Origin of the sequence: Thauera humireducens (genome assembly GCF_001051995.2) — a bacterium.
Taxonomy (GTDB): Bacteria; Pseudomonadota; Gammaproteobacteria; order Burkholderiales; family Rhodocyclaceae; genus Thauera; species Thauera humireducens.
Genome location: NZ_CP014646.1, coordinates 2,846,047 through 2,869,241, shown reverse-complemented (window position 1 = coordinate 2,869,241; position 23,195 = coordinate 2,846,047). Strand labels below are relative to the sequence as shown.

General features: G+C 67.8%; 23 protein-coding genes and 4 tRNA genes. 11 read left to right on the top strand and 16 right to left on the bottom strand.

The features are described from left to right. Window positions 1-48 precede the first annotated feature (48 nt). Window positions 49-870 carry a proteasome-type protease gene (locus AC731_RS13500; RefSeq protein ID WP_048706850.1) on the top strand — a complete coding sequence of 274 codons (822 nt, stop codon included), beginning with the start codon at window positions 49-51 and terminating at the stop codon, window positions 868-870. An 8-nt stretch (window positions 871-878) separates the two neighbouring features. Here the strand turns inward: AC731_RS13500 and AC731_RS13495 are convergent, their stop codons facing one another. After that, window positions 879-1,568 (bottom strand): methyltransferase family protein, encoded by a 690-nt coding sequence (locus tag AC731_RS13495; protein ID WP_048706848.1) that lies wholly within the window; start codon window positions 1,566-1,568, stop codon window positions 879-881. A 109-nt stretch (window positions 1,569-1,677) separates the two neighbouring features. Here AC731_RS13495 and AC731_RS13490 point away from each other — a divergent pair, with 109 nt between their 5' ends. Then, complete coding sequence (locus tag AC731_RS13490) at window positions 1,678-2,259, top strand: phasin family protein (RefSeq protein WP_004293206.1); 582 nt, start codon at window positions 1,678-1,680, stop codon at window positions 2,257-2,259. Between the two features lie 132 nt (window positions 2,260-2,391). Here AC731_RS13490 and AC731_RS13485 read toward each other — a convergent pair. The 8 genes from AC731_RS13485 to AC731_RS13450 form a co-directional block, all read right to left on the bottom strand. Continuing rightward, a tRNA-Asp gene (locus tag AC731_RS13485) sits at window positions 2,392-2,468 on the bottom strand. Window positions 2,469-2,503: 35 nt separating this feature from the next. Then, window positions 2,504-2,579: transfer RNA gene (locus AC731_RS13480), tRNA-Gly, on the bottom strand. Window positions 2,580-2,607: 28 nt separating this feature from the next. Further along, window positions 2,608-2,682: transfer RNA gene (locus AC731_RS13475), tRNA-Thr, on the bottom strand. A 78-nt stretch (window positions 2,683-2,760) separates the two neighbouring features. Next, window positions 2,761-2,836, bottom strand: a tRNA-Lys gene (locus AC731_RS13470). A gap of 94 nt (window positions 2,837-2,930) precedes the next feature. Then, window positions 2,931-3,479: a crossover junction endodeoxyribonuclease RuvC gene (ruvC, locus tag AC731_RS13465; protein ID WP_004293208.1), complete on the bottom strand. Its 549-nt coding sequence runs from the start codon at window positions 3,477-3,479 to the stop codon at window positions 2,931-2,933. Then, complete coding sequence (locus AC731_RS13460; RefSeq protein ID WP_048706846.1) at window positions 3,476-3,793, bottom strand: heavy metal-binding domain-containing protein; 318 nt, start codon at window positions 3,791-3,793, stop codon at window positions 3,476-3,478. Before AC731_RS13460 ends, ruvC begins: the two co-directional genes overlap by 4 nt. A 31-nt stretch (window positions 3,794-3,824) precedes the next feature. Beyond that, complete coding sequence (locus tag AC731_RS13455; protein ID WP_004293212.1) at window positions 3,825-4,706, bottom strand: DMT family transporter; 882 nt, start codon at window positions 4,704-4,706, stop codon at window positions 3,825-3,827. Window positions 4,707-4,782: 76 nt separating this feature from the next. Further along, on the bottom strand, window positions 4,783-5,508 hold the full coding sequence (locus AC731_RS13450; protein ID WP_004293214.1) for a YebC/PmpR family DNA-binding transcriptional regulator: 726 nt from the start codon (window positions 5,506-5,508) through the stop codon (window positions 4,783-4,785). A gap of 134 nt (window positions 5,509-5,642) precedes the next feature. On the opposite strand from AC731_RS13450, the gene AC731_RS13445 reads away from it, so the two are divergent. Next, window positions 5,643-6,287, top strand: coding sequence for a hypothetical protein (locus AC731_RS13445; protein WP_156480716.1), 645 nt, complete (start codon window positions 5,643-5,645; stop codon window positions 6,285-6,287). A gap of 37 nt (window positions 6,288-6,324) precedes the next feature. Further along, window positions 6,325-7,833 carry a helicase HerA-like C-terminal domain-containing protein gene (locus AC731_RS13440; protein ID WP_048706843.1) on the top strand — a complete coding sequence of 503 codons (1,509 nt, stop codon included), beginning with the start codon at window positions 6,325-6,327 and terminating at the stop codon, window positions 7,831-7,833. Window positions 7,834-7,839: 6 nt separating this feature from the next. On the opposite strand, the gene AC731_RS13435 is transcribed toward AC731_RS13440, so the two are convergent. From AC731_RS13435 to ahcY, 4 genes are all read right to left on the bottom strand, one after another. Next, on the bottom strand, window positions 7,840-9,753 hold the full coding sequence (locus AC731_RS13435) for a GGDEF domain-containing response regulator (RefSeq protein ID WP_237266536.1): 1,914 nt from the start codon (window positions 9,751-9,753) through the stop codon (window positions 7,840-7,842). A gap of 135 nt (window positions 9,754-9,888) precedes the next feature. Then, window positions 9,889-10,722: a methylenetetrahydrofolate reductase [NAD(P)H] gene (gene metF, locus AC731_RS13430; protein WP_048706841.1), complete on the bottom strand. Its 834-nt coding sequence runs from the start codon at window positions 10,720-10,722 to the stop codon at window positions 9,889-9,891. Further along, on the bottom strand, window positions 10,719-11,576 hold the full coding sequence (locus AC731_RS13425) for a TlyA family RNA methyltransferase (RefSeq protein ID WP_048706840.1): 858 nt from the start codon (window positions 11,574-11,576) through the stop codon (window positions 10,719-10,721). The genes metF and AC731_RS13425 overlap by 4 nt, the downstream gene beginning before the upstream one ends. Before the next feature lie 21 nt (window positions 11,577-11,597). After that, the gene (gene ahcY, locus AC731_RS13420; protein WP_048706838.1) at window positions 11,598-13,013 is read right to left on the bottom strand and encodes an adenosylhomocysteinase; all 1,416 of its coding nucleotides are present in this window, start codon (window positions 13,011-13,013) and stop codon (window positions 11,598-11,600) included. A gap of 394 nt (window positions 13,014-13,407) precedes the next feature. Here ahcY and AC731_RS13415 point away from each other — a divergent pair, with 394 nt between their 5' ends. After that, complete coding sequence (locus AC731_RS13415) at window positions 13,408-15,042, top strand: methyl-accepting chemotaxis protein (protein WP_048706835.1); 1,635 nt, start codon at window positions 13,408-13,410, stop codon at window positions 15,040-15,042. 18 nt (window positions 15,043-15,060) lie between these two features. Here the strand turns inward: AC731_RS13415 and AC731_RS13410 are convergent, their stop codons facing one another. Further along, complete coding sequence (locus AC731_RS13410) at window positions 15,061-16,152, bottom strand: calcium/sodium antiporter (RefSeq protein ID WP_048706833.1); 1,092 nt, start codon at window positions 16,150-16,152, stop codon at window positions 15,061-15,063. Window positions 16,153-16,276: 124 nt separating this feature from the next. Beyond that, the gene (metK, locus tag AC731_RS13405; RefSeq protein ID WP_048706830.1) at window positions 16,277-17,440 is read right to left on the bottom strand and encodes a methionine adenosyltransferase; all 1,164 of its coding nucleotides are present in this window, start codon (window positions 17,438-17,440) and stop codon (window positions 16,277-16,279) included. A gap of 277 nt (window positions 17,441-17,717) precedes the next feature. On the opposite strand from metK, the gene AC731_RS13400 reads away from it, so the two are divergent. The 6 genes from AC731_RS13400 (at window position 17,718) to AC731_RS13375 (ending at window position 22,816) form a co-directional block, all read left to right on the top strand. Beyond that, the gene (locus AC731_RS13400) at window positions 17,718-18,617 is read left to right on the top strand and encodes a lysophospholipid acyltransferase family protein (RefSeq protein ID WP_443080700.1); all 900 of its coding nucleotides are present in this window, start codon (window positions 17,718-17,720) and stop codon (window positions 18,615-18,617) included. Next, window positions 18,614-19,486 (top strand): lysophospholipid acyltransferase family protein, encoded by an 873-nt coding sequence (locus tag AC731_RS13395; protein WP_048706828.1) that lies wholly within the window; start codon window positions 18,614-18,616, stop codon window positions 19,484-19,486. Before AC731_RS13400 ends, AC731_RS13395 begins: the two co-directional genes overlap by 4 nt. Window positions 19,487-19,588: 102 nt before the next feature. Beyond that, window positions 19,589-20,422: a diaminopimelate epimerase gene (dapF, locus tag AC731_RS13390; RefSeq protein WP_048706825.1), complete on the top strand. Its 834-nt coding sequence runs from the start codon at window positions 19,589-19,591 to the stop codon at window positions 20,420-20,422. 86 nt (window positions 20,423-20,508) lie between these two features. Continuing rightward, window positions 20,509-21,144, top strand: a complete 636-nt coding sequence (locus tag AC731_RS13385) for a DUF484 family protein (RefSeq protein ID WP_004292289.1) — start codon at window positions 20,509-20,511, stop codon at window positions 21,142-21,144. Window positions 21,145-21,179: 35 nt separating this feature from the next. Then, window positions 21,180-22,115 carry a tyrosine recombinase XerC gene (locus AC731_RS13380; protein WP_048706822.1) on the top strand — a complete coding sequence of 312 codons (936 nt, stop codon included), beginning with the start codon at window positions 21,180-21,182 and terminating at the stop codon, window positions 22,113-22,115. A 203-nt stretch (window positions 22,116-22,318) separates the two neighbouring features. Beyond that, window positions 22,319-22,816, top strand: coding sequence for a helix-turn-helix domain-containing protein (locus tag AC731_RS13375; protein WP_004292293.1), 498 nt, complete (start codon window positions 22,319-22,321; stop codon window positions 22,814-22,816). Between the two features lie 18 nt (window positions 22,817-22,834). On the opposite strand, the gene AC731_RS13370 is transcribed toward AC731_RS13375, so the two are convergent. Next, window positions 22,835-23,188 (bottom strand): hypothetical protein, encoded by a 354-nt coding sequence (locus tag AC731_RS13370; protein ID WP_048706820.1) that lies wholly within the window; start codon window positions 23,186-23,188, stop codon window positions 22,835-22,837. Window positions 23,189-23,195 lie beyond the last annotated feature (7 nt).

Below are 23,195 nucleotides of genomic sequence, written 5' to 3'. Positions count from 1 at the left end.
GATCCGCCGGGCGTCGTCGTCGAGCAATGACCTGACAGGATTGCTTGCATGACCTACTGCGTTGCGATGTGCCTCGACGAGGGGCTCGTCTGTCTGTCCGACTCGCGCACCAACGCGGGCGTGGACCACATCAACACCTTCCGCAAGATGACGGTGTTCGAGCGCCCCGGCGACCGCGTGCTGGTGCTGATGAGCGCCGGCAATCTCGCCATCACGCAGTCGGTCATCAACATCCTGCGCGAGCATGCGGCGGTGCAGGACCGCCAGAGCCTGTGGAGCGCGCCGACGCTGTTCGAGTGTGCGCGCCTGGTCGGCGACACGATCCGCCGCGTGCATCAGCGCGACGCCGAGGCGCTGCAGCAGTTCGGCGTCGACTTCAACGCCTCCTTCATCCTCTGTGGCCAGATTGCCGACGAGCCGCCGCGGCTGTTCAACATCTACGCCGCGGGCAACTTCATCGAGGCCTCCAGCGACACGCCGTACTTCCAGATCGGCGAGTCCAAGTACGGCAAGCCGATCATCGACCGCGTGGTGAACTGCCACACCTCGCTCGACGAGGCGGCCAAGTGCGCGCTGATCTCGATGGACTCGACGATCCGCTCCAACCTGTCGGTCGGCCTGCCGCTCGATCTGCTGATCTACAGGCGCGACGGCCTGAAGGTGACCCGCCACGTCAGCATCGACTGGGACAATCCCTATTTCGACATGATCCACGGCCAGTGGGGTGCCAGCCTGCGGCGGGTGTTCGCCGAACTGCCCGATCCCGACTGGACGACCTGGCCGCAGGAGATCGAGCCGCGGCCGCGCATCCAGGACGTGCCCGAGGCAATGTTGCGCGAGCCGGCCGCGGGCGACGTGTCCGCCGACTGAGGCGGGCTTCAGCCGCGGGGCCGCGGCTGCACCTCCGCGGCCGCTGCCGTCCGTGCCCGCGCCTCCAGGGCGCGGGCCTCCTCGCGGCGCAGGATGCGCCCGGGCCAGGGCACCAGACCGGCCACGCGCCGACGGTAATCCGCATAGACCGCGCCGTGGAAGGCCAGCAGCTTGCGCTCCTCGAGCAGCGAACCGAGCCACAGGTACAGGGTGATGCACAGCGTGCTCACGAGCCGAGCCTCGTCCATGTCCCGCGTCCACAGGATCACCAGGCCGAGGCTGTACCAGGGGTGGCGCACGTAGCGGTGCAGCGGTGACAGCCGCAGCCGGCCGGGATCCTCGACCGCGCAGTGCGCCTTGCGCCATTGCGCGCCGCCGCTGAACTCCGCCATGTTGTAGTAGCGCGTCGACCACACGAAGCCCGCCACGGCCGCCAGCGCCAGCCCGTTCGCCATCCAGGCCCACGGCCCGCTCCAGCTCCACAGCAGGGCGCCGCGCCAGTCGAAGGTCAGCCACAGCGGGGGCAACAGCAACACTACCGCCAGCAGGTTGAAGCCCAGCCGGTAGCCGTGCGCCCGGTGCGGCCAGCGCGCGGCGACCCAGCGCTTGACCGTCAGCGAGGCGAGCGCGGAATGCAGCACCGCGTAGGCGCTCCAGGCCAGCACCAGCAGCACGACTTGAATCGCCGACAGTGTCATGGTTTCGGAAGTCCCCGCATAAAAAACGCTTGCGTTAATCTATGTTGCAGTGCAACATAAAACCACACCGCAGGATTGCTTCGGTGTCACCCACGCAAAGGAGTACACCATGAACGCCTCGCCCGAGAAAATGCTCGCCACCTTCAAGACCGCCACCGAAGCGCGCGTCGCCGACCTGTCCGCCGCCGGCGACAGCCTGATGTCGGCTGCCGAGCATCTGACCGCCCTCAACCTGAACACCACCCGCGCCCTGCTCGACGACGGCATCGCGCTGAGCCAGGCCCTGCTCGCCGCGCGCGATCCCAAGGCGCTGGTCGAGCTGCAGCTCGGCACCGTTACCCCTGCGCTGCAGAAGAGCTTTGCCTATGCCAAGACGGTCGGCAGCGTCGCCAGCCAGACCCAGGCCGAACTGCTGAAGCTGGTCGAGGCCGGCATGTCGCAGTGGCTGCAGGGCGTGATCGTGACGCTCGAAGGCCTGAACCGCAATGCGCCGATGGGCTCGGATTTCGCCGTCACCGCGCTCAAGACCGCCGTGGTCAATGCCTCGTCCGCCTACGAAGGCGCGACCCAGCTGGTGCGGCAGGTGTCCGAGGTGGCCCAGGCCAACGTCGACCAGGCCGCAGCGGCCACGGTCGATGCGGTCAGCAAGGGCACGACGGCGACCGTCTCGCTGTTCAAGACCGCCGCCTGATCGTCTCACCCGCACGACAGAAAGCCAGCCCGCGCGGCTGGCTTTTTTACGCCCGGGGATCGCCACCGCTGCAGGCGGGCGCACAAAAACAAAACGCCAGTCCCGGAGGACTGGCGTTTTGCGTGCGATGCGTGGCGGAGTGGACGGGGCTCGAACCCGCGACCCCCGGCGTGACAGGCCGGTATTCTAACCAACTGAACTACCACTCCGGAGCTGCATGCCTGGCGGCATCCAGCGCTGAAACTGGAGCGGGAAACGAGTCTCGAACTCGCGACCTCAACCTTGGCAAGGTTGCGCTCTACCAACTGAGCTATTCCCGCATGAAACCGTGTGTCGGCAGGGCCCGCTTGGTGCCCATGGGCAGGATTGAACTGCCGGCCTCTCCCTTACCAAGGGAGTGCTCTGCCACTGAGCTACATGGGCAGACCCCTGCCTGCTTCCGAACTTGCTACCCTCGGGAGCAAAAAAGCCGACCCTCTCGAATCGGCCTTTCATTGAATCTGGTGGGGGCACTAGGACTCGAACCTAGGACCAATTGATTAAGAGTCAACTGCTCTACCAACTGAGCTATACCCCCGGTGCCTTTCGGCAGATCGCCGTTGCCGTCGATCAAGAGCCGCGAATGATACCGATCACTTCCCCGCAGCGCAACACCCGTGGCGAAATTTTTTTCAGGCCAGGATGCGCCCAGCGCGGCGTCGCGTGCCGACCCCGGCGAGACCGCCCAGGCCTTGGGCGCCGTGCGCATGGCAGATGGCGCAGGCCAGCGCATCGGCGGCGTCGGGGCCGGGGCTGGCGTCGAGCGTCAACAGGCGCTGCACCATGTGCTGCACCTGCTCCTTGGCGGCCTTGCCGTAGCCCACCACCGACTGCTTGACCTGCAGCGCGGTGTATTCGGCCACCGGCAGGTCGCAGGACACTGCGCCGCAGATCACCGCGCCGCGTGCCTGGCCCAGCAGCAGGGTGGACTGCGGGTTGACGTTGACGAACACCTTCTCCACCGCGACCACGTCGGGCTGGTAGGTGGCGATCACCTCGCGCACCCCGTCGAGCAGGGTCTTGAGGCGGCCGGGCAGTTCGCCGTCCCGGGTCTTGATGCAGCCGCTGGCGACGTAGCGCAGCTGGCTGCCGAGGTGGTCCACCAGGCCGAAGCCGGTGATGCGCAGCCCCGGGTCCAGCCCGAGGATGCGCGTGGCGACGTTGCGCGAGGCGGTGCTCAAACCTGCACCGCGGTGCCGCTGACGCACACCATCAGCATGCCGTTGTCGGCACCGAGCACCTCGTAGTCGACGTCGATGCCGATCACCGCGTTGGCGCCGAGCTTCTTCGCTTCTTCCTCCATCTCCTCCATGGCGATGCGGCGGGCGTCGGCCAGCGTGCGCTCGTAGCTGCCGGCGCGGCCGCCGACGACGTTGCGGATCGACGCGAACATGTCCTTGAACAGGTTGGCGCCGATGATGGCTTCGCCATTGACGACGCCCAGGTACTGGCGCACGGGACGGCCATCGAGCGTGGCGGTGGTGGTCATCAGCATGGTGGTCCCTCCGTGAAGTGGAGCCTGCATTCTAGCCCTTGCGTGCCAGCCAGACCCCGGCCACTGCGATGGCCATGCCGGCGAGCGCGAGCGCGCTCAGGGTCTCGCCGAACATCGCCCACGCGATCAGCGCCGTGGTGGGCGGTGTGAGGTAGAACAGGCTGGCGACATTCACCGCACTGCCGCTGCGGATCAGCAGGTTGAGCAGGCTGATCGCGCCGAGCGACAGCACCAGCACCAGCCACAGCAGGGCGAACACGAATTCGCCGTCCCAGGCGATCTCCATCGTCTCGGTCCGGCTGGCGAGCAGCGCGGTGATCGCCAGCGAGGGCACGAACTGCACCACCGAGCCGGTGCGCAGGTCGAAGCGCGGGCAGAAGCGCTTCTGGTACAGCGTGCCGGCAGTGATGCCGATCAGCGCCGCCAGCGCCGGTGCCAGCATGTGGCCCAGCTCGGCGAGGGCTGCCGCGTCGATCGTGGTCTTGCTGCCCACCACTAGGCCTACGCCGGCAAAGCCCATCGCCAACCCCAGCCATTGCCAGCGCGATACCCGCTCGCCCAGCAGCAGGCCCGCGGCGGCGGCCGTCAGCAGCGGCTGCATGCCCACGACCAGGGCCGACACGCCGGCCGGCAGCCCGCGATGGATGGACATGAACACCCCGCCCAGGTACAGCGCATGCACCAGCAGGCCGGTGACGCCGATGTGGAAGGCCTCGCGCGGGCTCGCAGGCCAGGGCGCGCGCATCGCCAGTGCCAGCAGCGTCATCAGCGCGATCACCAGCACGTAGCGGGTGCTCAGGAAGGTCAGCGGCTCGGCATAGGGCAGGCCGAACTTGGCGCCGATGAAGCCGGTGCTCCACAGCAGCACGAAGAGGAGCGGCGTGGCCCGCTGGAACAGGGAGGCGGTCGTCATGTCGGGAAGGGGGCCGGAAAAGCAAAAGCGGCGCTGGGCGCCGCTTTGCGAGGGATGCGGAACGAGGAGCGACAGCTTACTCGTCGAACTCCGCCGAGGTATAGACCTCCTGCACGTCGTCCAGGGCTTCCAGGGCGTCGAGCAGTTTCTGCATGCGCACCGCGTCGTCGCCGGCCAGTTCGATGACGTTCTCCGGCTTCATCGTCACTTCGCCGAACTCGGCGGTGAAGCCCGCCTTCTCCAGCGTTTCCTTGACCGCGGTGAACTCCCACGGGCCGGTGATGACTTCGATCGAGCCGTCCTCGTTGGTGACCACATCCTCGGCGCCCGCCTCGAGGGCGGCTTCCATCAGTGCATCCTCGCTGGTGCCGGGGGCGAACAGCAGCTGGCCGCAGTGCTTGAACTGGTAGGCCACGCAGCCGTCGGTGCCCATGTTGCCGCCGTACTTGGAGAAGGCATGGCGCACGTCGGCCACGGTGCGGGTCTTGTTGTCGGTGAGGCAATCGACCATCACCGCCGAACCGCCGATGCCGTAGCCTTCGTAGCGGATCTCTTCGTAGCTCACGCCTTCGAGTTCGCCGGTGCCCTTCTTGATCGCGTTGTCGATCTTGTCCTTGGGCATGTTCACGCCCTTGGCCTTGTCCACCGCCAGGCGCAATCGAGGGTTGAAGCCCGGGTCACCTCCGCCCATCTTGGCGGCGACGGTGATTTCCTTTGCCAGCTTGGAGAACGCGGCGCCGCGCTTCTCGTCCTGACGCCCCTTGCGGTGCTGAATATTGGCCCACTTGGAATGACCAGCCATATGCCCCTCGATACTGCCGTAAGCGGTTGAAAGTGGCGCAGTATACAACCCGGGGGAGGTCGGCTGCACCTGCGCGGGACGCGGAAAATGCGGTCGGGCCACGACAATGACGCTGCGTTTTGCCCGGAGGGACGATGCACAGAGCGATATGGGTTGTGGGGATGGTGCTGGCGTTGCTGGCGGGCGGCGCACGCGCCGCGGACGCGGGCGAGCCGATCTACGGTGGTTGCGTGGATGCGCAGGGGGCGGCTGTGCCGGCCCTGAGCGACGACCAGTTGCCGGCCGTGGTCGCCACCGGCATCGAGGCGGGGCGGGCCGTCATCCGCTACAACCCGGCCGTGCTGCCGCGCCTGCTGCCGGTGACGCGCAGCTTCCTGTTCGCCCAGGCCTGCGCGCGCATCAACCTCGGCTATCCAGCGCTTGGTGAGCTCGATGCCGGCCAGGCGCGACGGGCGGACTGCGCGGCCGCCGACAGCCTGCGCCGTTCCGGCCTGCTGACGGCAGGCGCCCAGCCCGCTCTCGAGGCCGACCTGAGCCTGGCGGACGACGAATGGGCGTGGGTGCCGGGCCCGCGCCGCAGCTTTGCCCTCGACGCCTGCCCGGCGGGCTCGGGCCGCGGGTTGTACGGCCTGCCTGAGGCGGGGCAGCCGGGCTGGAACGCCTGCGTGCGCGCCTGCGCCGCACCGCTCTACCGCTGCCAGGCACGTTGCGCGGCGGGCAGCTGCGCCGACTGCGAATCGGCCTACGCGCGCTGCATCGCGGGCTGCGGGGCGCCCTGATACACTCGGGCGCAACACGACCACCCCGGGGACTGCGATGACCGAAGCGCTGCTGATTGCCAAGACCGCCGACAAGGAGATCCACCTGCTCCCGCGCCTGGCCAACCGCCACGGCCTGATCACCGGGGCGACCGGCACAGGCAAGACGGTGACGCTGCAGAAGCTCGCCGAGTCCTTTGCGGCCATCGGCGTACCGGTGTTCGTGGCCGACATCAAGGGCGACCTCTCGGGCATCGGTGCCGCGGGCCTCAGGTCCGACAAGCTGATGCAGCGCCTGGCCGCCATCGGCATCACCGAGTTCACGCCGCGTGCCAACACCGCGGTGTTCTGGGATGTGTTCGGCGAGCAGGGTCACCCGGTGCGGGCGACCATCTCCGACATGGGGCCGCTGCTGATCGCGCGCCTGCTCAACCTCAACGACACCCAGACCGGCGTGCTGACGCTGGTATTCAAGATCGCCGACGACAACGGCATGCTGCTGCTCGACCTCAAGGACCTGCGCGCGATGGTCCAGTACGTAGGCGAGAACGCGAAGAGCTTCACCACCGGGTACGGCAACATCTCCACCGCCTCCATCGGCGCCATCCAGCGCAACCTGCTGGCGCTGGAAGAGCAGGGCGGCGACGTGTTCTTCGGCGAGCCGATGCTCGACATCGCCGACCTGATGCAGACCGACGCCGACGGCCGCGGCGTGATCAACGTACTGGCCGCCGACAAGCTCTTCCACTCGCCCAAGCTCTACTCCACCTTCCTGCTGTGGATGCTGTCGGAACTCTTCGAGCAGCTGCCCGAGGTCGGCGACCCGGACAAGCCCAAGCTGGTGTTCTTCTTCGACGAGGCCCACCTGCTGTTCAACGATGCACCGAAGGCACTGGTGGAGAAGATCGAGCAGGTGGTGCGCCTGATCCGCTCCAAGGGCGTGGGCGTGTATTTCGTCACCCAGAACCCGCTGGACGTGCCCGAGACCGTGCTCGGCCAGCTCGGCAACCGCGTCCAGCACGCGCTGCGCGCCTTCACCCCGCGCGACCAGAAGGCGGTCAAGACCGCGGCCGACACCATGCGCCCGAACCCGGCCTTCGATGCCGTGGCCGCCATCACCGAACTGGGCGTGGGCGAGGCCTTGATCTCCTGCCTCGACGAGAAGGGCCGGCCGCAGGTCACCGAGCGCTGCTTCGTGATCGCACCCGACTCCCGCCTCGGTCCGCTGACCACAGCCGAGCGCCAGGCGGCGATCGCCGGCTCGGTCATCTACGGCCACTACGAGAAGGCGGTCGACCGCGAGTCGGCCTACGAGATGTTGCGCGCGCAGGCCGAAGGCGCGGCGGCACGTGCCGAGGCGCAGGCCGTCGAGACTGCGAAGGCCGGTCAGGCCGGCGGCGGGCTCAACGACATCCTGTTCGGATCCACCGGTCCGCGCGGGGGGCAGCGCGACGGCCTGGTGCAGATTGCGGCGAAGACGGTCACGCGCACCATCGGCAGCAGCATCGGCCGCCAGATCGTGCGCGGCATCCTCGGTTCGCTGCTCGGTGGCAGCAGCCGGCGCTAAGGCCGCTCAACGTGCCTGCCAGGGGCCGCAGCGCAGCTGTCCCTGCAGGCAGATGCAACTGCGGTTGCGGCCGCCTTCCTTGGCACGGTAGAGCGCACGGTCGGCGGCGTTGACCAGCATGTCGGCGTCGGTCATCGAAGCTTCGCGGGCGGCGATGCCGATGCTGATCGACAGCTGGATCTCGTGCCCGCCGACCTTGATCGCCAGCGCCGCCACCAGCTTGCGCAGGCGCTCGCCGGCGCCGAGCGCTGCACGTAGGTCGGTGTTGGCGCACACCATCAGGAATTCCTCGCCGCCCAGGCGGCAGACGACGTCCTCGCGCCGTGCCGACTGCTGCAGGGTCTGCGCCACCTCGCGCAGCACATGGTCACCCACGGCATGGCCGTAGCTGTCGTTGATGCGCTTGAAATGATCGACGTCGATGACCAGCACCGCCATCGGCTGTACCGCGCGCCCGCTCGCGCTCCACGCCTTTTCCAGCTCGCTCATGCCGGCCCGGCGGTTGGGCAGGCCGGTGAGCTGGTCGGTCATCGCCGCATGCGACAGGCGACGGTTGCTGATCGCAAGCTCGGCGGCAAACTGGCGCAGCTGAGCGCGGTCCGTCTCCCAGGCATCGAGCAGATGCACGTAGCGCCAGGCAGCGCGCAGGCGGGCGCGCAGGGTGCGCAGGTCGACCGGCTTGGCGACGAAATCGTCTGCACCGGCCTCGAAGGCTTCGGTGGCTTCGTCGCGGGTGTCGATGCCGGACAGCATGATGATGTAAATCGTCTGCCCCCAGTCGGTTGCCCGCAAGGCGCGGCACAGCTCGATACCGCTCATGCCCGGCATCAGCCAGTCGGTGACGACAACCTGCGGCATGAACTGCAGCGCCGTCGCCAGGGCTTCCTCGCCGCTGCCTGCCGACTGCACGGTGTGGCCGAGCGAATCGCCCAGCACGCCTTCGAGCATGTGGCGTGTCGTGGCGTCGTCGTCCACCAGCAGCACGCGCAGCGAGGCCGGGCTGTCGCCGTCTTCCGGACGCGGGGCCTGGCCGGCGCACATCTGCTTGAAGCTCGGCAGTGCCGAGGCGGGAACCTTCAGCAGTTCGCCCCATTCGTGCCAGGCCGTCACGATGCCGTCGATGCGTGCGCCGAGCTGGTCGGCGTCGAGACCGATCTTGCCGCCCAGCAGCAGGAGTTCGGCCGTGTGCCCGTTGCGCTCGGATTCGGGCGAGAGGCCGAGGTCGCCGATGCGCTTGGCGAGGTAGAACAGGTGGGTCAGCTGGTGCGGGCGCGAGCCGGGTGTGAACGGGGCCTTGTCCGGTGCTTCGTGGTAGTGGATGGGCTCGATCAGGGCCAGCGGCAGGCCCCAGTCGGACAGCAGGGCCGCCGTCAGTTCGTTGTGGTCGGTGTGCAGGCGCTCGTGCTCGAGTTCGGCCAGCCTTGCCCTCGCGTTGGTCTCGTTCAGCAGCCCGGCGTATTCCTGCGGATAGAGGGTCGCCAGCGCAAGCCGCCCGATCTGCGACAGCAGGCCGCAGGCAAACAGTTCCTCGGCCGCACCCGCGCCCGTCATCCGGCCGAACTCCTGCATCGCGAGCGCCACCAGCAGCGAGTAGGACCAGAAGCGTTCGTAGTCGAATCCCGCACAGGGACCGGAGTGATACTGGTCGATCAGCGAGAAGCCCATCGCCAGGTTGCGGACCGTGCCCATGCCCAGGCGCATGATCGCGTCGGTGACGGAGGCGATCGGTCGGACGCCGCTGCTGGCCGCGTTGGCGTTGCGGATCAGCCGCCCCGCCAGCGCCGGGTCGGTCTGGGCAATGTGCGCGATCTCGCTGATCGTCGTGTCTTCATTGCGGCACATCTCCAGGATTGCGAGCGCGACGCCCTTCGGGCTCGGCAGTTCGCCGGTCAGCGGGATGTGTTGAAGTGTCTTGATCATGATGACCTTCGTCAGGCGACGGCGCGTGCCGCAGGCGATGCCTGCATGTTAGCCCGCACGGCGGAGCGGTGGAGCAAGCGCGGGACGAAGTGCGATTGGTCACGGCCGCCGACCGAACTGCGGCCGTGACGGGCGTCAGTGGTGCAGCCCGAGCCGGCGGCAGATCTCGATCGTCGGGCCGGCCATGTTCATGCTGTAGAAGTGCAGTCCAGGCGCACCCTCGGCGATCAGCTTCTCGCACAGGCGGGTGACCACGTCGAGGCCGAAAGCGCGGATCGCATCGGCGTCGTCGCCGTAGCTCTCGAAGGTCTTGCGCATCCAGCGCGGGATCTCGGCGCCGCAGGCGTCGGAGAAGCGCGCCAGCTTGCTGAAGCTGCCGATCGGCATGATGCCGGGCACGATGGGGATGTCGACACCCAGCTTGCGCACCGCATCGACGAAGTGCAGGTAGGCGTCGAGGTTGTAGAAGTACTGCGTGATCGCGGAATTGGCGCCGGCGTCGGCCTTGCGCTTGAAGGCGAGCAGGTCGTCCTTCGGGCTGCGGGCCTGCGGGTGCCATTCCGGGTAGGCGGCGACTTCGATGAGGAAGCGGTCGCCGGTTTCGGCGCGGATGAACTCCACCAGCTCGTTGGCATAGCGGAACTCGCCTGCCGCGCCTGCGCCCGAAGGCAGGTCGCCGCGCAGCGCGACGATGCGGCGGATGCCGGCGTCGGCGTATTCGCGCAGGATCTCGCGGATGCTGTCGCGGGTCGAGCCGATGCAGGACAGGTGCGGTGCCGCCTCGTAGCCGGCGGCGGCGATTTCCTTGACGGTGGCGAAGGTGCGCTCGCGGGTGGAGCCGCCGGCGCCATAGGTGACGGAGAAGAAGGCGGGCTTCAGGGCCGCCAGCTTGTCGCGCGTGGCACGCAGCTTGTCGGCGCCTTCGGCGGTGTTGGGGGGGAAGAACTCGATCGAGATGTCGATGCTCATGGTGTGTCCGGATCGGTGTCGCCACCCGGCGTGCGGATGGCGTGGAAGAAGAATTCGCGGTTGCCGTCGCCGCCGGTGATGGGCGAATCGAACCAGTCGAGGATGATCAGCCCGGCGGCGTGGGCCGCTTCGCGCAGGCGGGTTTCGACCTCGGCGTACAGCGAGGCGTCGCGCACGATGCCGCCCTTGCCCAGGCCTTGCTGGCCCACCTCGAACTGCGGTTTGACCAGCGCCAGCACATGGCCGCTGGGCGACAGCAGGTCCGCCCACTGCGGCAGCAGCAGGGCGAGCGAGATGAAGCTGGCGTCGCACACCAGCAGATCGAAACCGTGCGGCGGGCAGTGCGTGCCGAGATCCGCCGTGGTGAGCTGGCGGGCGTTGAGGCCTTCGAGCGTGACGCAGCGGTGATCCTTGCGCAGGCGCGGATGGAGCTGGTCGTGGCCGACCTCGACCCCGACCACCTTCGTCGCACCGGCCTGCAGCAGGCAGTCGGTGAAGCCGCCGGTGGACTGGCCGATGTCGAGACAGATGGTGCCGCGCACGTCCAGGCCGCTGCGCGCGAGCGCGCCTTCGAGCTTGAGCGCGCCGCGGGAGACGAAGCGGTCGCTGTCGTCCGGAATGACGGCCAGCCGGGCGTCGGGCGGCAGTTCCAGCGCCGGCTTGGTGACCGGCTGGCCCTCATGGCTGACGCGACCGGCCTCGATCAGCGCGCGCGCCGCAGTGCGCGAGGGCGCGAGCCCCTGCGCCACCAGCAGCTGGTCGATCCTCAGCAGGCCGTGGCGATCGACCGGCTGCCTGTGCTCGGCCGCATGGCGCGGCCGTCCCTGGCGGGCATGGAAGGAATTCATGCTCATCGGGACGGCCTCCGGCGTCGCTCAGTAGCGGTACGAGTCGGTCTTGTACGGGCCCTGCTTCGGCACGCCGATGTAGGCCGCCTGCGCGTCGCTCAGCTCGGTGAGCTGCACGTTGAGCTTCTTCAGCTGCAGGCGGGCGACCTTCTCGTCGAGGTGCTTGGGCAGGGTGTAGACGCCCACCGGGTAGTCCGCCGTGCGGGTGAACAGCTCGATCTGCGCGATCGTCTGGTTGGCGAAGGAGCTCGACATGACGTAGCTCGGGTGGCCGGTGGCGCAGCCGAGGTTCACCAGGCGGCCCTTGGCGAGCAGGATGATGCGCTTGCCGTCGGGGAAGATGATGTGGTCGACCTGCGGCTTGATCTCTTCCCACGGGTACTGCTCGACCGAGGCGACGTCGATCTCGTTGTCGAAGTGGCCGATGTTGCACACGATGGCCTGGTCCTTCATCTTCGCCATGTGGTCGTGGGTGATCACGTGGTAGTTGCCGGTGGCGGTGACGAAGATGTCGGCCTTGTCGGCGGCGTACTCCATGGTCACCACGCGATAGCCTTCCATCGCGGCCTGCAGTGCGCAGATCGGGTCGATCTCGGTCACCCACACCTGGGCGGACAGCGCGCGCAGCGCCTGCGCCGAGCCCTTGCCCACGTCGCCGTAGCCGCAGACCACGGCGATCTTGCCGGCCACCATCACGTCGGTGGCGCGCTTGATGCCGTCGACCAGGGACTCGCGGCAGCCGTACAGGTTGTCGAACTTGGACTTGGTCACCGAATCGTTGACGTTGATCGCCGGGAACTTCAGTTCGCCGCGCGCGTGCATCTGGTACAGGCGGTGCACGCCGGTGGTGGTCTCCTCGGTCACGCCCTTGATCTGCGCCAGGCGGGTCGAGTACCAGGTCGGGTCCTGCGCCAGCTTGGCCTTGATGGCGGCGAAGAGGATGGTTTCCTCTTCCGAGCCCGGATTGGCCAGCACCGCGAGATCAGCTTCCGCACGCGCGCCCAGGTGCAGCAGCAGGGTGGCGTCGCCGCCGTCGTCGAGGATCATGTTCGAATAGCCGCCGTCGGCCCATTCGAAGATGCGGTGGGTGTAGTCCCAGTAGTCTTCCAGCGACTCGCCCTTGACCGCGAACACCGGCACGCCGGAGGCGGCGATGGCGGCGGCGGCGTGGTCCTGGGTCGAGAAAATGTTGCACGAGGCCCAGCGCACTTGGGCGCCGAGCGCGGTCAGCGTCTCGATCAGCACCGCGGTCTGGATGGTCATGTGCAGCGAACCGGTGATGCGCGCGCCCTTCAACGGCTGGCTGGCGGCGTATTCCTCGCGGATCGCCATCAGGCCGGGCATTTCGGTTTCGGCGATGCGGATTTCCTTGCGACCCCAGTCGGCGAGCGACAGGTCGGCAACGACGAAATCGGTGAAGTTCTTGTCAGCCACAGCGTTCATGTGAAGCTCCATGCTATGGCCGGGCGGGAGGGGAGAGGGCAGCGCGAACTGACTGCAAGGGGCTCACCCGACATCCCGAACCCGGCAGGGTTGAAGATGATTAGCAGGGTGAGCGCCGTTGACTGCTGCCCGCCATGGCGGCGGGGTCCGAGCCTGGGGGCCAGGGCCGGACGGCCCGGCGCCTCGCAGCGCTCCTCGGAGTGCTCGGATTATAGCTGATGGCGGCGGTCGTGAACCGTGATGCAGCTGGCGCGCGATGCGCGACCAGCCTCCCGAGCGTGACATCGTCCCTAAAGGCTTTCGTCATGCTGCCGATATGCTTATAAGAATATTCTTATTACAGCCCGGGCCCGGCGCCGGGGCACTCTCCCTTACTGCACGCAAGAGAACAGATATGGCTTCCAACACCCTGTCCGTAAGATCCCAGCTGGTGCTGCTGGCCGCCGCGACCTGTGGTCTTTTCCTGCTCGCCCTGGGTGGCGCACTGTGGCAGATGCAGCTCGGCGGCGAGCGCCTGTCCGGCTTCATCGACACCGAGCTCGCCGTCGAGCGCGACGTCACCCGCACTTACGCGCAGGGCCTGCAGATGGGCCAGGCGCTGCGCAACATCCTGCTCGACCCGGCCAACTCGAAGGCCTACGAGAACTTCGACCAGGCCAAAAAGCAGTTCGACGCCATGCTGGCGCAGATCGTCGCGCGCGGGCATGTTCTCGATGGCGGCGCGGCGGCGGCTGCGCGCATGCAGGAGGTCGTCCAGCGCTGGGCGCCGCTGCAGGCGGAGGTGATCGCCAAGGTGCGGGCCGACGATCTGCAGGCTGCGCGCGAGGTGCTGGTGCGCGGTGAGACGCCGGCCTGGCGCGAGATCCGCGGCGAACTGCTGAAGCAGATCGAGCATCTCGAGAAGCTGACCGCCGGGATGCGCTCGGATTCGGCCCAGGCGCTGGAGCGCAGCCGGCTCGTCGTGCTGGGGCTGGGCGCCTTTGCGCTGCTGGTGTGCGTGGTGGCCTCGGTGCTGGTGACGCGTAACGTGCTGTGCCGACTGGGTGGCGAGCCCGCCTATGCTGCGGAGGTCGCGCACCGCATCGCCGACGGAGACCTGCAGCAGCGCGTCGTGGTCCGCGGTGGCGACGGACGCAGCCTGCTGGCCGCGATGCAGGGCATGCAGGGCGGACTGGAAACCATTATCCGTGGCATCCGTGCCGATGCCGGGCGGCTTGTGGCCGCGGCCGACACCCTGCGCAGCAACGAGGAGAAGGTGGCCGCGGCGTCGCTCGTGCAGACCGATGCCGCGCAGGCGATCGCAGCCTCGATCGAGGAGCTGAGTACCAGCATCTCGGTGGTGGCCGAGCATGCGAACGACGCCGACCGCCTCAGCGGCGAGTCGGAAGCACAGGTGCGCGACAGCGTGAAGGTGATCAACCAGGCGGTCGAGACCATCGGCCTGGTGGCGCAGCGCATGACCGCATCGGCCGCGGTGGTGGCGGACCTGGGCGTCAGCGCGGAGAGCATCTCCAACATCGCGCAGGTGATCCAGGACATCGCCGAGCAGACCAACCTGCTGGCGCTCAATGCGGCGATCGAGGCTGCGCGCGCGGGCGAGCAGGGGCGCGGTTTCGCCGTCGTCGCCGACGAGGTGCGCAAGCTGGCGGAGCGTACCCGCCAGTCGACCCATGAGATCAACGCCATGATCGAGCGCGTGCAGGCCAATGCCCGGCAGGCCGTGGGGACGATGGAGGACGGACGTCAGCTCGCCGAGCGCGGCGCCGAGAACGCCGAGCGTGCGCGTGCCGCCGTGGCCGCGCTCGAGGGCAGCGCGGTCGAGGTGCGCGAGGTGGTCGGATCGATCAACGTCGCCCTTGGCGAACAGCGCCAGGCCAGTACGGACATCGCCCAGAGCGTCGAGCGCATTGCCCGCATGAGCGAGGAAAGCCACGGTACGACGCGCGATTCGCTGCAGCGCGCCGGGGAGCTGAGCCAGCTCGCCGACGCGCTCGAGCAGTCGGTACGCCGCTTCCGCGTGTCGCCCTGAGAGCCGGCGCCGGGGTGATCAGCGACTGGCTGTGCTGCCCGATTGTCGGACCATGCTGACGACCAGCGTGATCACAGTGATCGGCAGCACATAGCCCAGCATCACGCCCGAGAACGCCGGCAGGCTGCTGTGCTGCTGCGCCTGCAGCACCAGCCAGGCGGTGTAGATGGCGTAGTAGGCGAGGAACACGCCGCCTTCCCAGCGTGCGATCTCGCGGCCCGAGAGCATGATCGGCAGGCAGGCGAAGGCGACGGCCAGCATCACCCACAGGTCGAAGTTGCGTGCAGCCTCCGACACCGGCAGGCCTGCGCCGGTGGTGATGCCCGAGGCGATGCCCGAGGCGCCGAGTACGGCCAGGATGTTGAAGATGTTGCTGCCGACCACGTTGCCGACCGCGATTTCGCGCTGGCCCCGCATCGCGGCGACGATCGAGGTCGCGATCTCGGGCATCGAAGTGCCAACGGCCACCACGGTCAGTCCGACCACCAGGTCGCTGATGCCGAAGGCGCGCGCGAAGGCGACGGCAGCGTCCACCAGCCAGTCCGCGCCCACCACCAGCATGACCAGGCCGACCACGATCAGGGCCACCTGCACCGCCCAGTGGCGGTCCCAGGTGGAGGTCGGAATCTCGGTCTCGAACTCGTCCTGCGCCGCCTTCGAGGCACGTCGCGACTGTACGACCAGGAAGATGGTGTAGGCGATGACCAGTGCGAACAGGACGACGGATTCGAGAATGCCGATCCGGCCGTCGAGCGCCATCACCACCAGCAGCGCGGAGACGCCGATCATGATCGGGATCTCCTGGCGGATGATTTGCTCGTCGACCAGCAGCGGTGTGATCAGCGCCGAGATGCCGAGGATGAGCAGCACGTTGCAGATATTGCTGCCCACCACGTTGCCGATCGCGAGGTCGGGGCTGCCGGCCAATGCGGAGCCGACCGACACCGCCATTTCCGGTGCGCTGGTGCCGAAGGCGACCACCGTGAGGCCCACCACTAGCGGCGATACGCCGAAGGAGACCGCCAGGCGCGAGGCGCCGCGCACCAGTACGTCGGCGCCGATGACGAGAACGGTGAGGCCGAGGCCAAACATCAGGACTTGCTGGAGCATGGGCGTATCGAGCGTGCTGGGGAGTTTTGACAGACAGTATAGGCGTCGACGCGTTCGCGGCGCCGTGCCCTGAAAACGAAACGCCCCCCGCCGCTGCCGGCGAGGGGCATGGGACTGGCTTGGATTACAGTCCGGCGTCGGCGCGCAGTGCGGCGGCCTTGTCGGTCTGCTCCCAGCTGAACTCCGGCTCGTCGCGGCCGAAGTGGCCGTAGGCGGCGGTCTTGGAGTAGATCGGGCGCAGCAGGTCCAGGGTCTGGATGATGGCCTTCGGGCGCAGGTCGAAGTGCTTGCCGACCAGTTCGACGATCTTCTCGTCGGCGACCTTGCCGGTGCCGAAGGTGTTGACCATCAGGCTCACCGGGCGCGCCACGCCGATTGCGTACGCCACCTGCACCTCGCACTTGTCGGCCAGGCCGGCGGCGACGATGTTCTTCGCCACGTAGCGGCCGGCGTAGGCGGCCGAGCGGTCGACCTTGGACGGGTCCTTGCCCGAGAACGCGCCGCCGCCGTGGTGGGCCGCGCCGCCGTAGGTGTCGACGATGATCTTGCGCCCGGTCAGGCCGCAGTCGCCGTGCGGGCCGCCGACCACGAAGCGGCCGGTGGGGTTGACCAGGTAACGCACATCGCCCTGCATCAGCTCCTTGGGCAGCACCGGCTTGATGATCAGCTCGATCACCGCCTCACGGATCTGCTCCTGGGTCACGTCCGGGTCGTGCTGGGTGGAGACGACCACGGTGTCGATCGCCACCGGCTTGCCATCGACGTACTTCACCGTCAGCTGGCTCTTGGCATCCGGGCGCAGCCACGGCAGGCGGCCGTCCTTACGCACTTCGGCCTGGCGCTGCATGATTCGGTGCGCGTAGTAGATCGGCAGCGGCATCAGGCTGGGGGTTTCGTTGGTCGCGTAACCGAACATCAGGCCCTGGTCGCCGGCGCCCTGATCGAGCGGGTCGTCGTTGGCGGCATTCACCCCCTGGGCGATGTCGGGCGACTGGCGGTTGATCGCGGCCAGCACGGCGCAGCTCTTGTAGTCGAAGCCGATGTCGGAATTGTCGTAGCCGATGCGGCGGATGACTTCCTGCGCGATTTCGCGATAGTTGGGGTGGGCGGTCGTGGTGATCTCGCCCGAGATCACAACCAGGCCGGTGGACACCAGCGTCTCGCAGGCGACGCGGGCCTTGGGGTCCTCGGCCAGGATGGCGTCGAGGACGCCGTCGGAGACCTGGTCGGCGACCTTGTCGGGATGGCCTTCGGAAACGGACTCGGACGTAAACAGAAATTCAGCCATGTTGCTCTGCTCCAGAAACAGAAAATCCCCGATCAGCCAATGACTTGCGTCTGCGGCCAGCTCCGGGGATTTCGTCGAGCAGCCGACGCTTTAGCAGTATTTGTGACGCGTGCACCCTTGCCACGTCGCCGCCCTGCAAGTTGTCGATTTAACTCGGCGGTCGCCGCGATTATAGACCCGGATCGTCTGCTGTGTAAGCATTCACCCCTGAATCCGGTGTGAAGTCGCGCGCCGGGTGACCGATTTTCGTCGTCCGGCTGCGGCGGACCTTCGTTTCCTGGCCGGTTTCCATTCGCCCGACTCTGACGTGCTGGTCAATCTTTCCTTTCGTCTTCTATCCCGCCTCCCGCTGTCCTGGCTGCACCGTCTTGGCGCGTGGGCGGGCTGGCTCGTGTATCGCGCGTCGCCCTCCTATGCACGGCGCCTGCGCGAGAACCTGTTCAATGCGCTCGGGCGCGAGGACGAGCGCGTGCTGCGTGCGGCCATCGCCGAGGCCGGGCGGCAGGCGCTGGAACTGCCCTGGATCTGGCTGCGCCCGGCCGAGGAAGTCGTGGCGGGCGCCGTGCGTACCGAAGGCTGGGCGCTCGTCGAGCAGGCGCGTGCGGACGGCGCGGGCATCCTCTTCATCACGCCGCACCTGGGGTGCTTCGAGATTACCGCGCAGTGCATCGCGGCCCGGATCCCGATCACCGTGCTCTACCGCCCGCCCCGCAAGCCCGAACTGCAGCCGCTGATGGAAGCGGGCCGCGCGCGCGGCCAGATGCGCACTGCTCCGGCCGACCTGTCGGGCGTGCGCAAGCTGGTCAAGACCCTGCGCAGCCAGGAAGCGGTGGGCATGCTGCCGGACCAGGTGCCGGGCGAAGGCGAAGGCATGTGGGCGCCCTTCTTCGGCAAGCCCGCGTGGACGATGACGCTAGCGGCACGCCTGGCCGCGGTGAAGGGGGTGCGCGTGATCTACACCTGGGCCGAGCGTCTGCCGCGCGGCGAGGGCTTCGTGTTCCGCCTGCAGGCGCCGACCGAGGCGCTGACCGGCGAGCTCGAAACCGACGTCGCCATCATCAACCGCGAGGTCGAGCGCATCATCCTGCAGTGCCCGCAGCAGTACCTGTGGGGTTACAACCGCTACAAGCAGCCGCGCGGCGAGCGTGTCGCCGCCGCCGCGGAGGCCGGGCAATGAGTCGCCTCGCCATCGGGATCTTCTGGCTGCTCCACTGGCTGCCCTTGTCGTTGCTGTCGCGAATCGGTGAAGCGTTCGGCCTGCTGCTCTACGTGTTCGTGGCGCCGCGGCGCAAGGTGGCGCTGACCAACCTGCGGCTGTGCTTTCCGGAACTGTCCGAGGCCGAGCGCCGTGCGCTGGCGCGGCGGCACTTCGCCGTCACCGGGCGCAGCATGCTGGAGCGGGGCCTGGCCTGGTGGGCAAGCCCGGAGCGCCTGCGCAAGCTGGTGCGCATCGAGGGCCTCGAGCGCCTGAACGCGCTGAAGGCCGCAGGGCGGCCGGTGATTCTGCTCACGCCGCACTTCGTCGGTCTCGACATGGCAGGCACCCGGCTGTCGATGGAAGGCGATTTCGTCAGCGTCTATGCCCGGCAGAAGAACGAGGTCTTCGACCACTGGCTGCATCATGGCCGCAGCCGCTTCAACGACCAGCTGCTGCTGTCGCGCAGCGATGGTGTGCGGTCCACAGTGAAGGCGATGAAGGCCGGCCGCCCGCTCTACTACTTGCCCGACCTCGATTACGGACGCCGAGAATCGATCTTCGTGCCCTTCTTCGGCGTGCCGGCCGCCACCATCACCGGTCTGCCGCGCCTGGCGCGCCTGGCCGGTGCCGCGGTGGTGCCCAGCATCGCGCGCGTCCTGCCCGGCGGCAAAGGCTACGTGCTGGAGCTGGGCGAGCCGTGGGCGGACTATCCGTCCGACGACGTCGAGGCCGACACCCTGCGCATGAACCGCTGGCTCGAAGGCGTGGTGCGCACCATGCCCGAGCAGTACTACTGGGTGCACCGCCGCTTCAAGACGCGGCCCAAGGGCGAGCCGCGCTTCTACTGAGGTGGCGTGCCGGTCCGGTGGACGCTGGTCGGCATGGTGGAGGACAATCGCCGCCTGCAGACCCGGTCTGCCCTGCAACCGCCTACTCCTGAAAGAGCTGCGATGAGACTGCGCTTCACCAAGATGCATGGACTCGGCAACGACTTCGTCGTCATTGACGCCACGCGCGCGCCGGTCGACCTCACGCCGGCGCGCGTCAAGGCCATCGCCGACCGCCACTTCGGCGTCGGCTGCGACCAGTTGCTGGTCGTCGAGCCGGCGACCCAGCCCGGCGTCGACTTCCGTTATCGAATCTTCAACGCCGATGGCGGCGAAGTCGAGCAGTGCGGCAACGGTGCGCGCTGTTTCGTACGCTTCGTGCACGACAAGGGCCTGACCGACAAGCGCGAGATCCGCGTCGAGACGAAATCCGGCGTGATTGCGCCGCGCTTGCGCGAGGATGGGCTCGTCACGGTCGATATGGGTGTGCCCGAGCTGATGCCGGCGAAGGTGCCCTTCGTATCCGATTCCGACGCCCTGGTGCAGCCGCTGCAGGTGGGTGACGCGACGGTGGCGATCACCGCGGTGTCGATGGGCAACCCGCATGCGGTGCAGGTGGTGGCCGACGTCGATACCGCGCCGGTGACCGGGCAGGGCGCGCTGATCGAGCGCCACCCGCGTTTTCCGGCACGGGTCAATGCGGGCTTCCTGCAGATCGTCGATGCGCACCGGGTGCGCCTGCGCGTGTTCGAGCGCGGCGCGGGTGAGACGCTCGCCTGTGGCACCGGCGCCTGTGCCGCCGTGGTTGCGGGTATTGTGCGCAATCTGGTGGAGTCGCCGGTGCGGGTCGAGACCCGCGGCGGCGAACTCGAGATCGCATGGGGCGGTCCCGGCACGCCGGTGCTGATGACCGGACCGGCGGTCACGGTGTTCGAGGGCGAGATGTCGCTCGACTGAAATCACGGAATTCGCTGCGCGCGGCCGTCGGCCGTTGCGCCATGTATGATGACGGGCGCATGCGTCGCCCGACGGGAGTATTGCCGATGAACGCCGAAGACGTTGCGCGCTACCTGCGCGACAACCCCGATTTCCTCGCCGAGCACGGCGAGTTGTTCACCCAGCTCACGGTGCCGCATCCGCAGCATGGCGGCCAGGCGATCTCACTTGCCGAACGTCAGCTGCACGCACTGCGCGACAAGATCCGCCAGCTCGAGCACAAGCTGGACGAGCTGATCCGCTTCGGCGAGGAGAACGACGACATCAGCGCCAAGGTGCATGGCCTTGCGGCGCAGCTGCTGGAGGCGCGCGAGCCGCAGCTGGCCGGACAGTTGCTGGTGGCCAGCCTGCGCGAGGATTTCGCCGTGCCTTATGTCGCGCTCGAGCTGTGGCGTGGCAATGATGAGTCCTGCCGCTTTGCCGAGCCATTGAAGCGCCAGCTCGAGGCGATGCGTCACCCCTACTGCGGTGCGCCCGAGAGCATGGAGCTGCTGGCCTGCTTCGGTGAATCCGCGCCGCATGTCCGCTCCGTTGCGCTGATTCCGTTGCGTGCGGCCGGTGCCGTGTTCGGTCTGCTGGCCCTCGGAGGTGCCGAACCTGAGCGTTTCTATGCCGAGATGGGCACGCTCTACCTCGGCCGCATCGGCGAGCTTGCCGCAGCGGCCCTGAAGCCCCAGCCTTGATGCCGGCGCCGCGCCAATCCCTGCGCTGACATCGCATGAGCGCGCAGCCCTCGGGACCGTCCTCCGCGACGCCGTCAGCCGGCGCCTTGCCACTGCCGGACGAGGTCGAGGCCTGGCTGGGCTGGCTGGCCAGTCAACGACGTGCGTCGCCGCTGACGCTGGCGGCCTACCGGCGCGACCTCGGCAACCTGCTGCGCCTGGCTGAAGGACGACCGCTGCCGGACTTGGCGGTGCATGACATCCGCCGCTTCGTCGGCCGTCTGCACGGCGAAGGCCTGTCGGGGCGCTCCATCGCCCGCAACCTGTCGGCCTGGCGCGGTCTGTATCGCTGGCTGGCACGCCACCATGGCCTCAAGGCGAACCCCGTCGAGGGTATCCGGGCGCCAAGATCTGCCACCACGCTACCGCGCGCGCTATCGCCCGACCAGGCTCAGGCGCTGCTCGATCCCGAGGCCGAGAGCGTGCTTGAAGTGCGCGACGTGGCGATGTTCGAGCTGTTCTATTCCTCGGGTCTGCGCCTGGCCGAGCTGGCGGCGCTGGACGTCGATGGCGGTCTCGATCTGGCCGAGGCGATGGTCACCGTTACCGGCAAGCGTCAGCGCAGCCGCAGTGTTCCGGTGGGCGGGAAGGCGCTCGAGGCCTTGCGTCAATGGCTCGCGTTGCGTGGGCAACTCGCCGCCGCTGGCGAGAAGGCCGTGTTTCTGAGCCGTACCGGGCAGCGGCTGTCACCCGCCGGCATCCGCAGCCGGCTGGCGCATCGGGCCCGTGTGCTCGGCCTCGGTGTGCATGTTCATCCCCACATGCTGCGCCACAGTTTCGCCAGTCACTTGCTGCAGTCGAGCGGGGACCTGCGTGCCGTGCAGGAGCTGCTCGGCCATGCGAGCATCCGCAGCACCCAGGTCTATATCCACCTCGATTTCCAGCATCTGGCCAGCGTGTATGACAAAGCGCACCCACGTGCGCGGAAATGACCTGCAATTCCCGCATTTTTGCCCAAATTGGGCATTTTTTAACGCATGTCTTTCAGGGGCTTGCGTTATGCTTTTAGTCTTGGAGCACTTGATAAATATTTAATATTCCAAGCTCATGCGGCCTCTCCTGCACCGGAGCGAGCCCCGCTCGGGAACACATGTCAAACACAGCCCCCCCCAAGGCGAGCTCGACCAGCGAGGGAATGGTCGAGACTGAACAACAGTCCTCCGAATCCTCGCACGCTGCCATCCGCACCGTCGCGCTGTTGCTGATGCGGCACGAGATCCGCAACCTGCGGCGCTGGTTCGAAGAGTTCGATCGCGACATCTTGCTGCCGATCCTGCTCGGCGAGATCGCGATGCACAACACCGGTGCGTTCGAACATGCGTCGGCGAACGGCAATGGCGGGCGCAACGGGCGTGCCGAGGAAGGCCTGCCAAGCAGCCCCGATGCCTGGCGAACCTGCACGCTGCGCCCCTGCAATGCCTATTCGATCGCTGCGGCAACCGGTTTGCCGCGCGAGACCGTGCGGCGCAAGATCGTGCGCCTGGTCGAGCTCGGCTGGGTCGAGCGGCGCGGCAATGGTCACCTGTTCGTTACCGAGGTCGCTTTCGATCATTTCGGCAAGGTGCTGACTTCGCGCGAATTGTCGGAAGTCATCGAAACCGCGGATCGTGCGCGCAAGCTGCTCCAGGAGTAAGGTCGTGCGCCCACGACCTCAGCCTGGCAGTTCTACGCGGGGTCGATAGTCGGGATTCGGACTGATCTCGGCGCTGAGCATGGCCGCCAGCAGCAGCGCCAGCGCCAGCAGCAGCAGGCCGAAGTAACGACGCTGCGCCACCGGGCCAGGCAGGCGGCGTTCTCCCGAGTAGTACATCGTGCGCAGATACAGGCTGCCAAGGGCCGCCAGTGCGAGCAGGCCGGCACCCAGCAGGCGTGAGGCCGTGGCGTCGAACTGCAGGCCGATGGCGGGGTTGCCGCGGCTGGGCAGGAAGAAGGGCGGCGCCTGCGTCAGCAGGTAGAGGCCGCCGAGCACGCACAGCATGAACATCACGACCTGAACCGAGCGCATCGCCAGT

What these genes read in the sequence shown, in the direction of transcription:
- AC731_RS13500 (WP_048706850.1), top strand. Translation starts at nt 49, where the DNA reads ATGACCTACTGCGTTGCGATGTGCCTCGACGAGGGGCTCGTCTGTCTG.
- AC731_RS13495 (WP_048706848.1), bottom strand. Translation starts at nt 1,568, where the DNA reads ATGACACTGTCGGCGATTCAAGTCGTGCTGCTGGTGCTGGCCTGGAGC.
- AC731_RS13490 (WP_004293206.1), top strand. Translation starts at nt 1,678, where the DNA reads ATGAACGCCTCGCCCGAGAAAATGCTCGCCACCTTCAAGACCGCCACC.
- AC731_RS13460 (WP_048706846.1), bottom strand. Translation starts at nt 3,793, where the DNA reads ATGCTGATGACCACCACCGCCACGCTCGATGGCCGTCCCGTGCGCCAG.
- AC731_RS13455 (WP_004293212.1), bottom strand. Translation starts at nt 4,706, where the DNA reads ATGACGACCGCCTCCCTGTTCCAGCGGGCCACGCCGCTCCTCTTCGTG.
- AC731_RS13450 (WP_004293214.1), bottom strand. Translation starts at nt 5,508, where the DNA reads ATGGCTGGTCATTCCAAGTGGGCCAATATTCAGCACCGCAAGGGGCGT.
- AC731_RS13445 (WP_156480716.1), top strand. Translation starts at nt 5,643, where the DNA reads ATGCACAGAGCGATATGGGTTGTGGGGATGGTGCTGGCGTTGCTGGCG.
- AC731_RS13440 (WP_048706843.1), top strand. Translation starts at nt 6,325, where the DNA reads ATGACCGAAGCGCTGCTGATTGCCAAGACCGCCGACAAGGAGATCCAC.
- AC731_RS13435 (WP_237266536.1), bottom strand. Translation starts at nt 9,753, where the DNA reads ATGATCAAGACACTTCAACACATCCCGCTGACCGGCGAACTGCCGAGC.
- metF (WP_048706841.1), bottom strand. Translation starts at nt 10,722, where the DNA reads ATGAGCATCGACATCTCGATCGAGTTCTTCCCCCCCAACACCGCCGAA.
- AC731_RS13425 (WP_048706840.1), bottom strand. Translation starts at nt 11,576, where the DNA reads ATGAGCATGAATTCCTTCCATGCCCGCCAGGGACGGCCGCGCCATGCG.
- ahcY (WP_048706838.1), bottom strand. Translation starts at nt 13,013, where the DNA reads ATGAACGCTGTGGCTGACAAGAACTTCACCGATTTCGTCGTTGCCGAC.
- AC731_RS13415 (WP_048706835.1), top strand. Translation starts at nt 13,408, where the DNA reads ATGGCTTCCAACACCCTGTCCGTAAGATCCCAGCTGGTGCTGCTGGCC.
- AC731_RS13410 (WP_048706833.1), bottom strand. Translation starts at nt 16,152, where the DNA reads ATGCTCCAGCAAGTCCTGATGTTTGGCCTCGGCCTCACCGTTCTCGTC.
- metK (WP_048706830.1), bottom strand. Translation starts at nt 17,440, where the DNA reads ATGGCTGAATTTCTGTTTACGTCCGAGTCCGTTTCCGAAGGCCATCCC.
- AC731_RS13395 (WP_048706828.1), top strand. Translation starts at nt 18,614, where the DNA reads ATGAGTCGCCTCGCCATCGGGATCTTCTGGCTGCTCCACTGGCTGCCC.
- dapF (WP_048706825.1), top strand. Translation starts at nt 19,589, where the DNA reads ATGAGACTGCGCTTCACCAAGATGCATGGACTCGGCAACGACTTCGTC.
- AC731_RS13385 (WP_004292289.1), top strand. Translation starts at nt 20,509, where the DNA reads ATGAACGCCGAAGACGTTGCGCGCTACCTGCGCGACAACCCCGATTTC.
- AC731_RS13380 (WP_048706822.1), top strand. Translation starts at nt 21,180, where the DNA reads ATGAGCGCGCAGCCCTCGGGACCGTCCTCCGCGACGCCGTCAGCCGGC.
- AC731_RS13375 (WP_004292293.1), top strand. Translation starts at nt 22,319, where the DNA reads ATGGTCGAGACTGAACAACAGTCCTCCGAATCCTCGCACGCTGCCATC.
- AC731_RS13370 (WP_048706820.1), bottom strand. Translation starts at nt 23,188, where the DNA reads ATGCGCTCGGTTCAGGTCGTGATGTTCATGCTGTGCGTGCTCGGCGGC.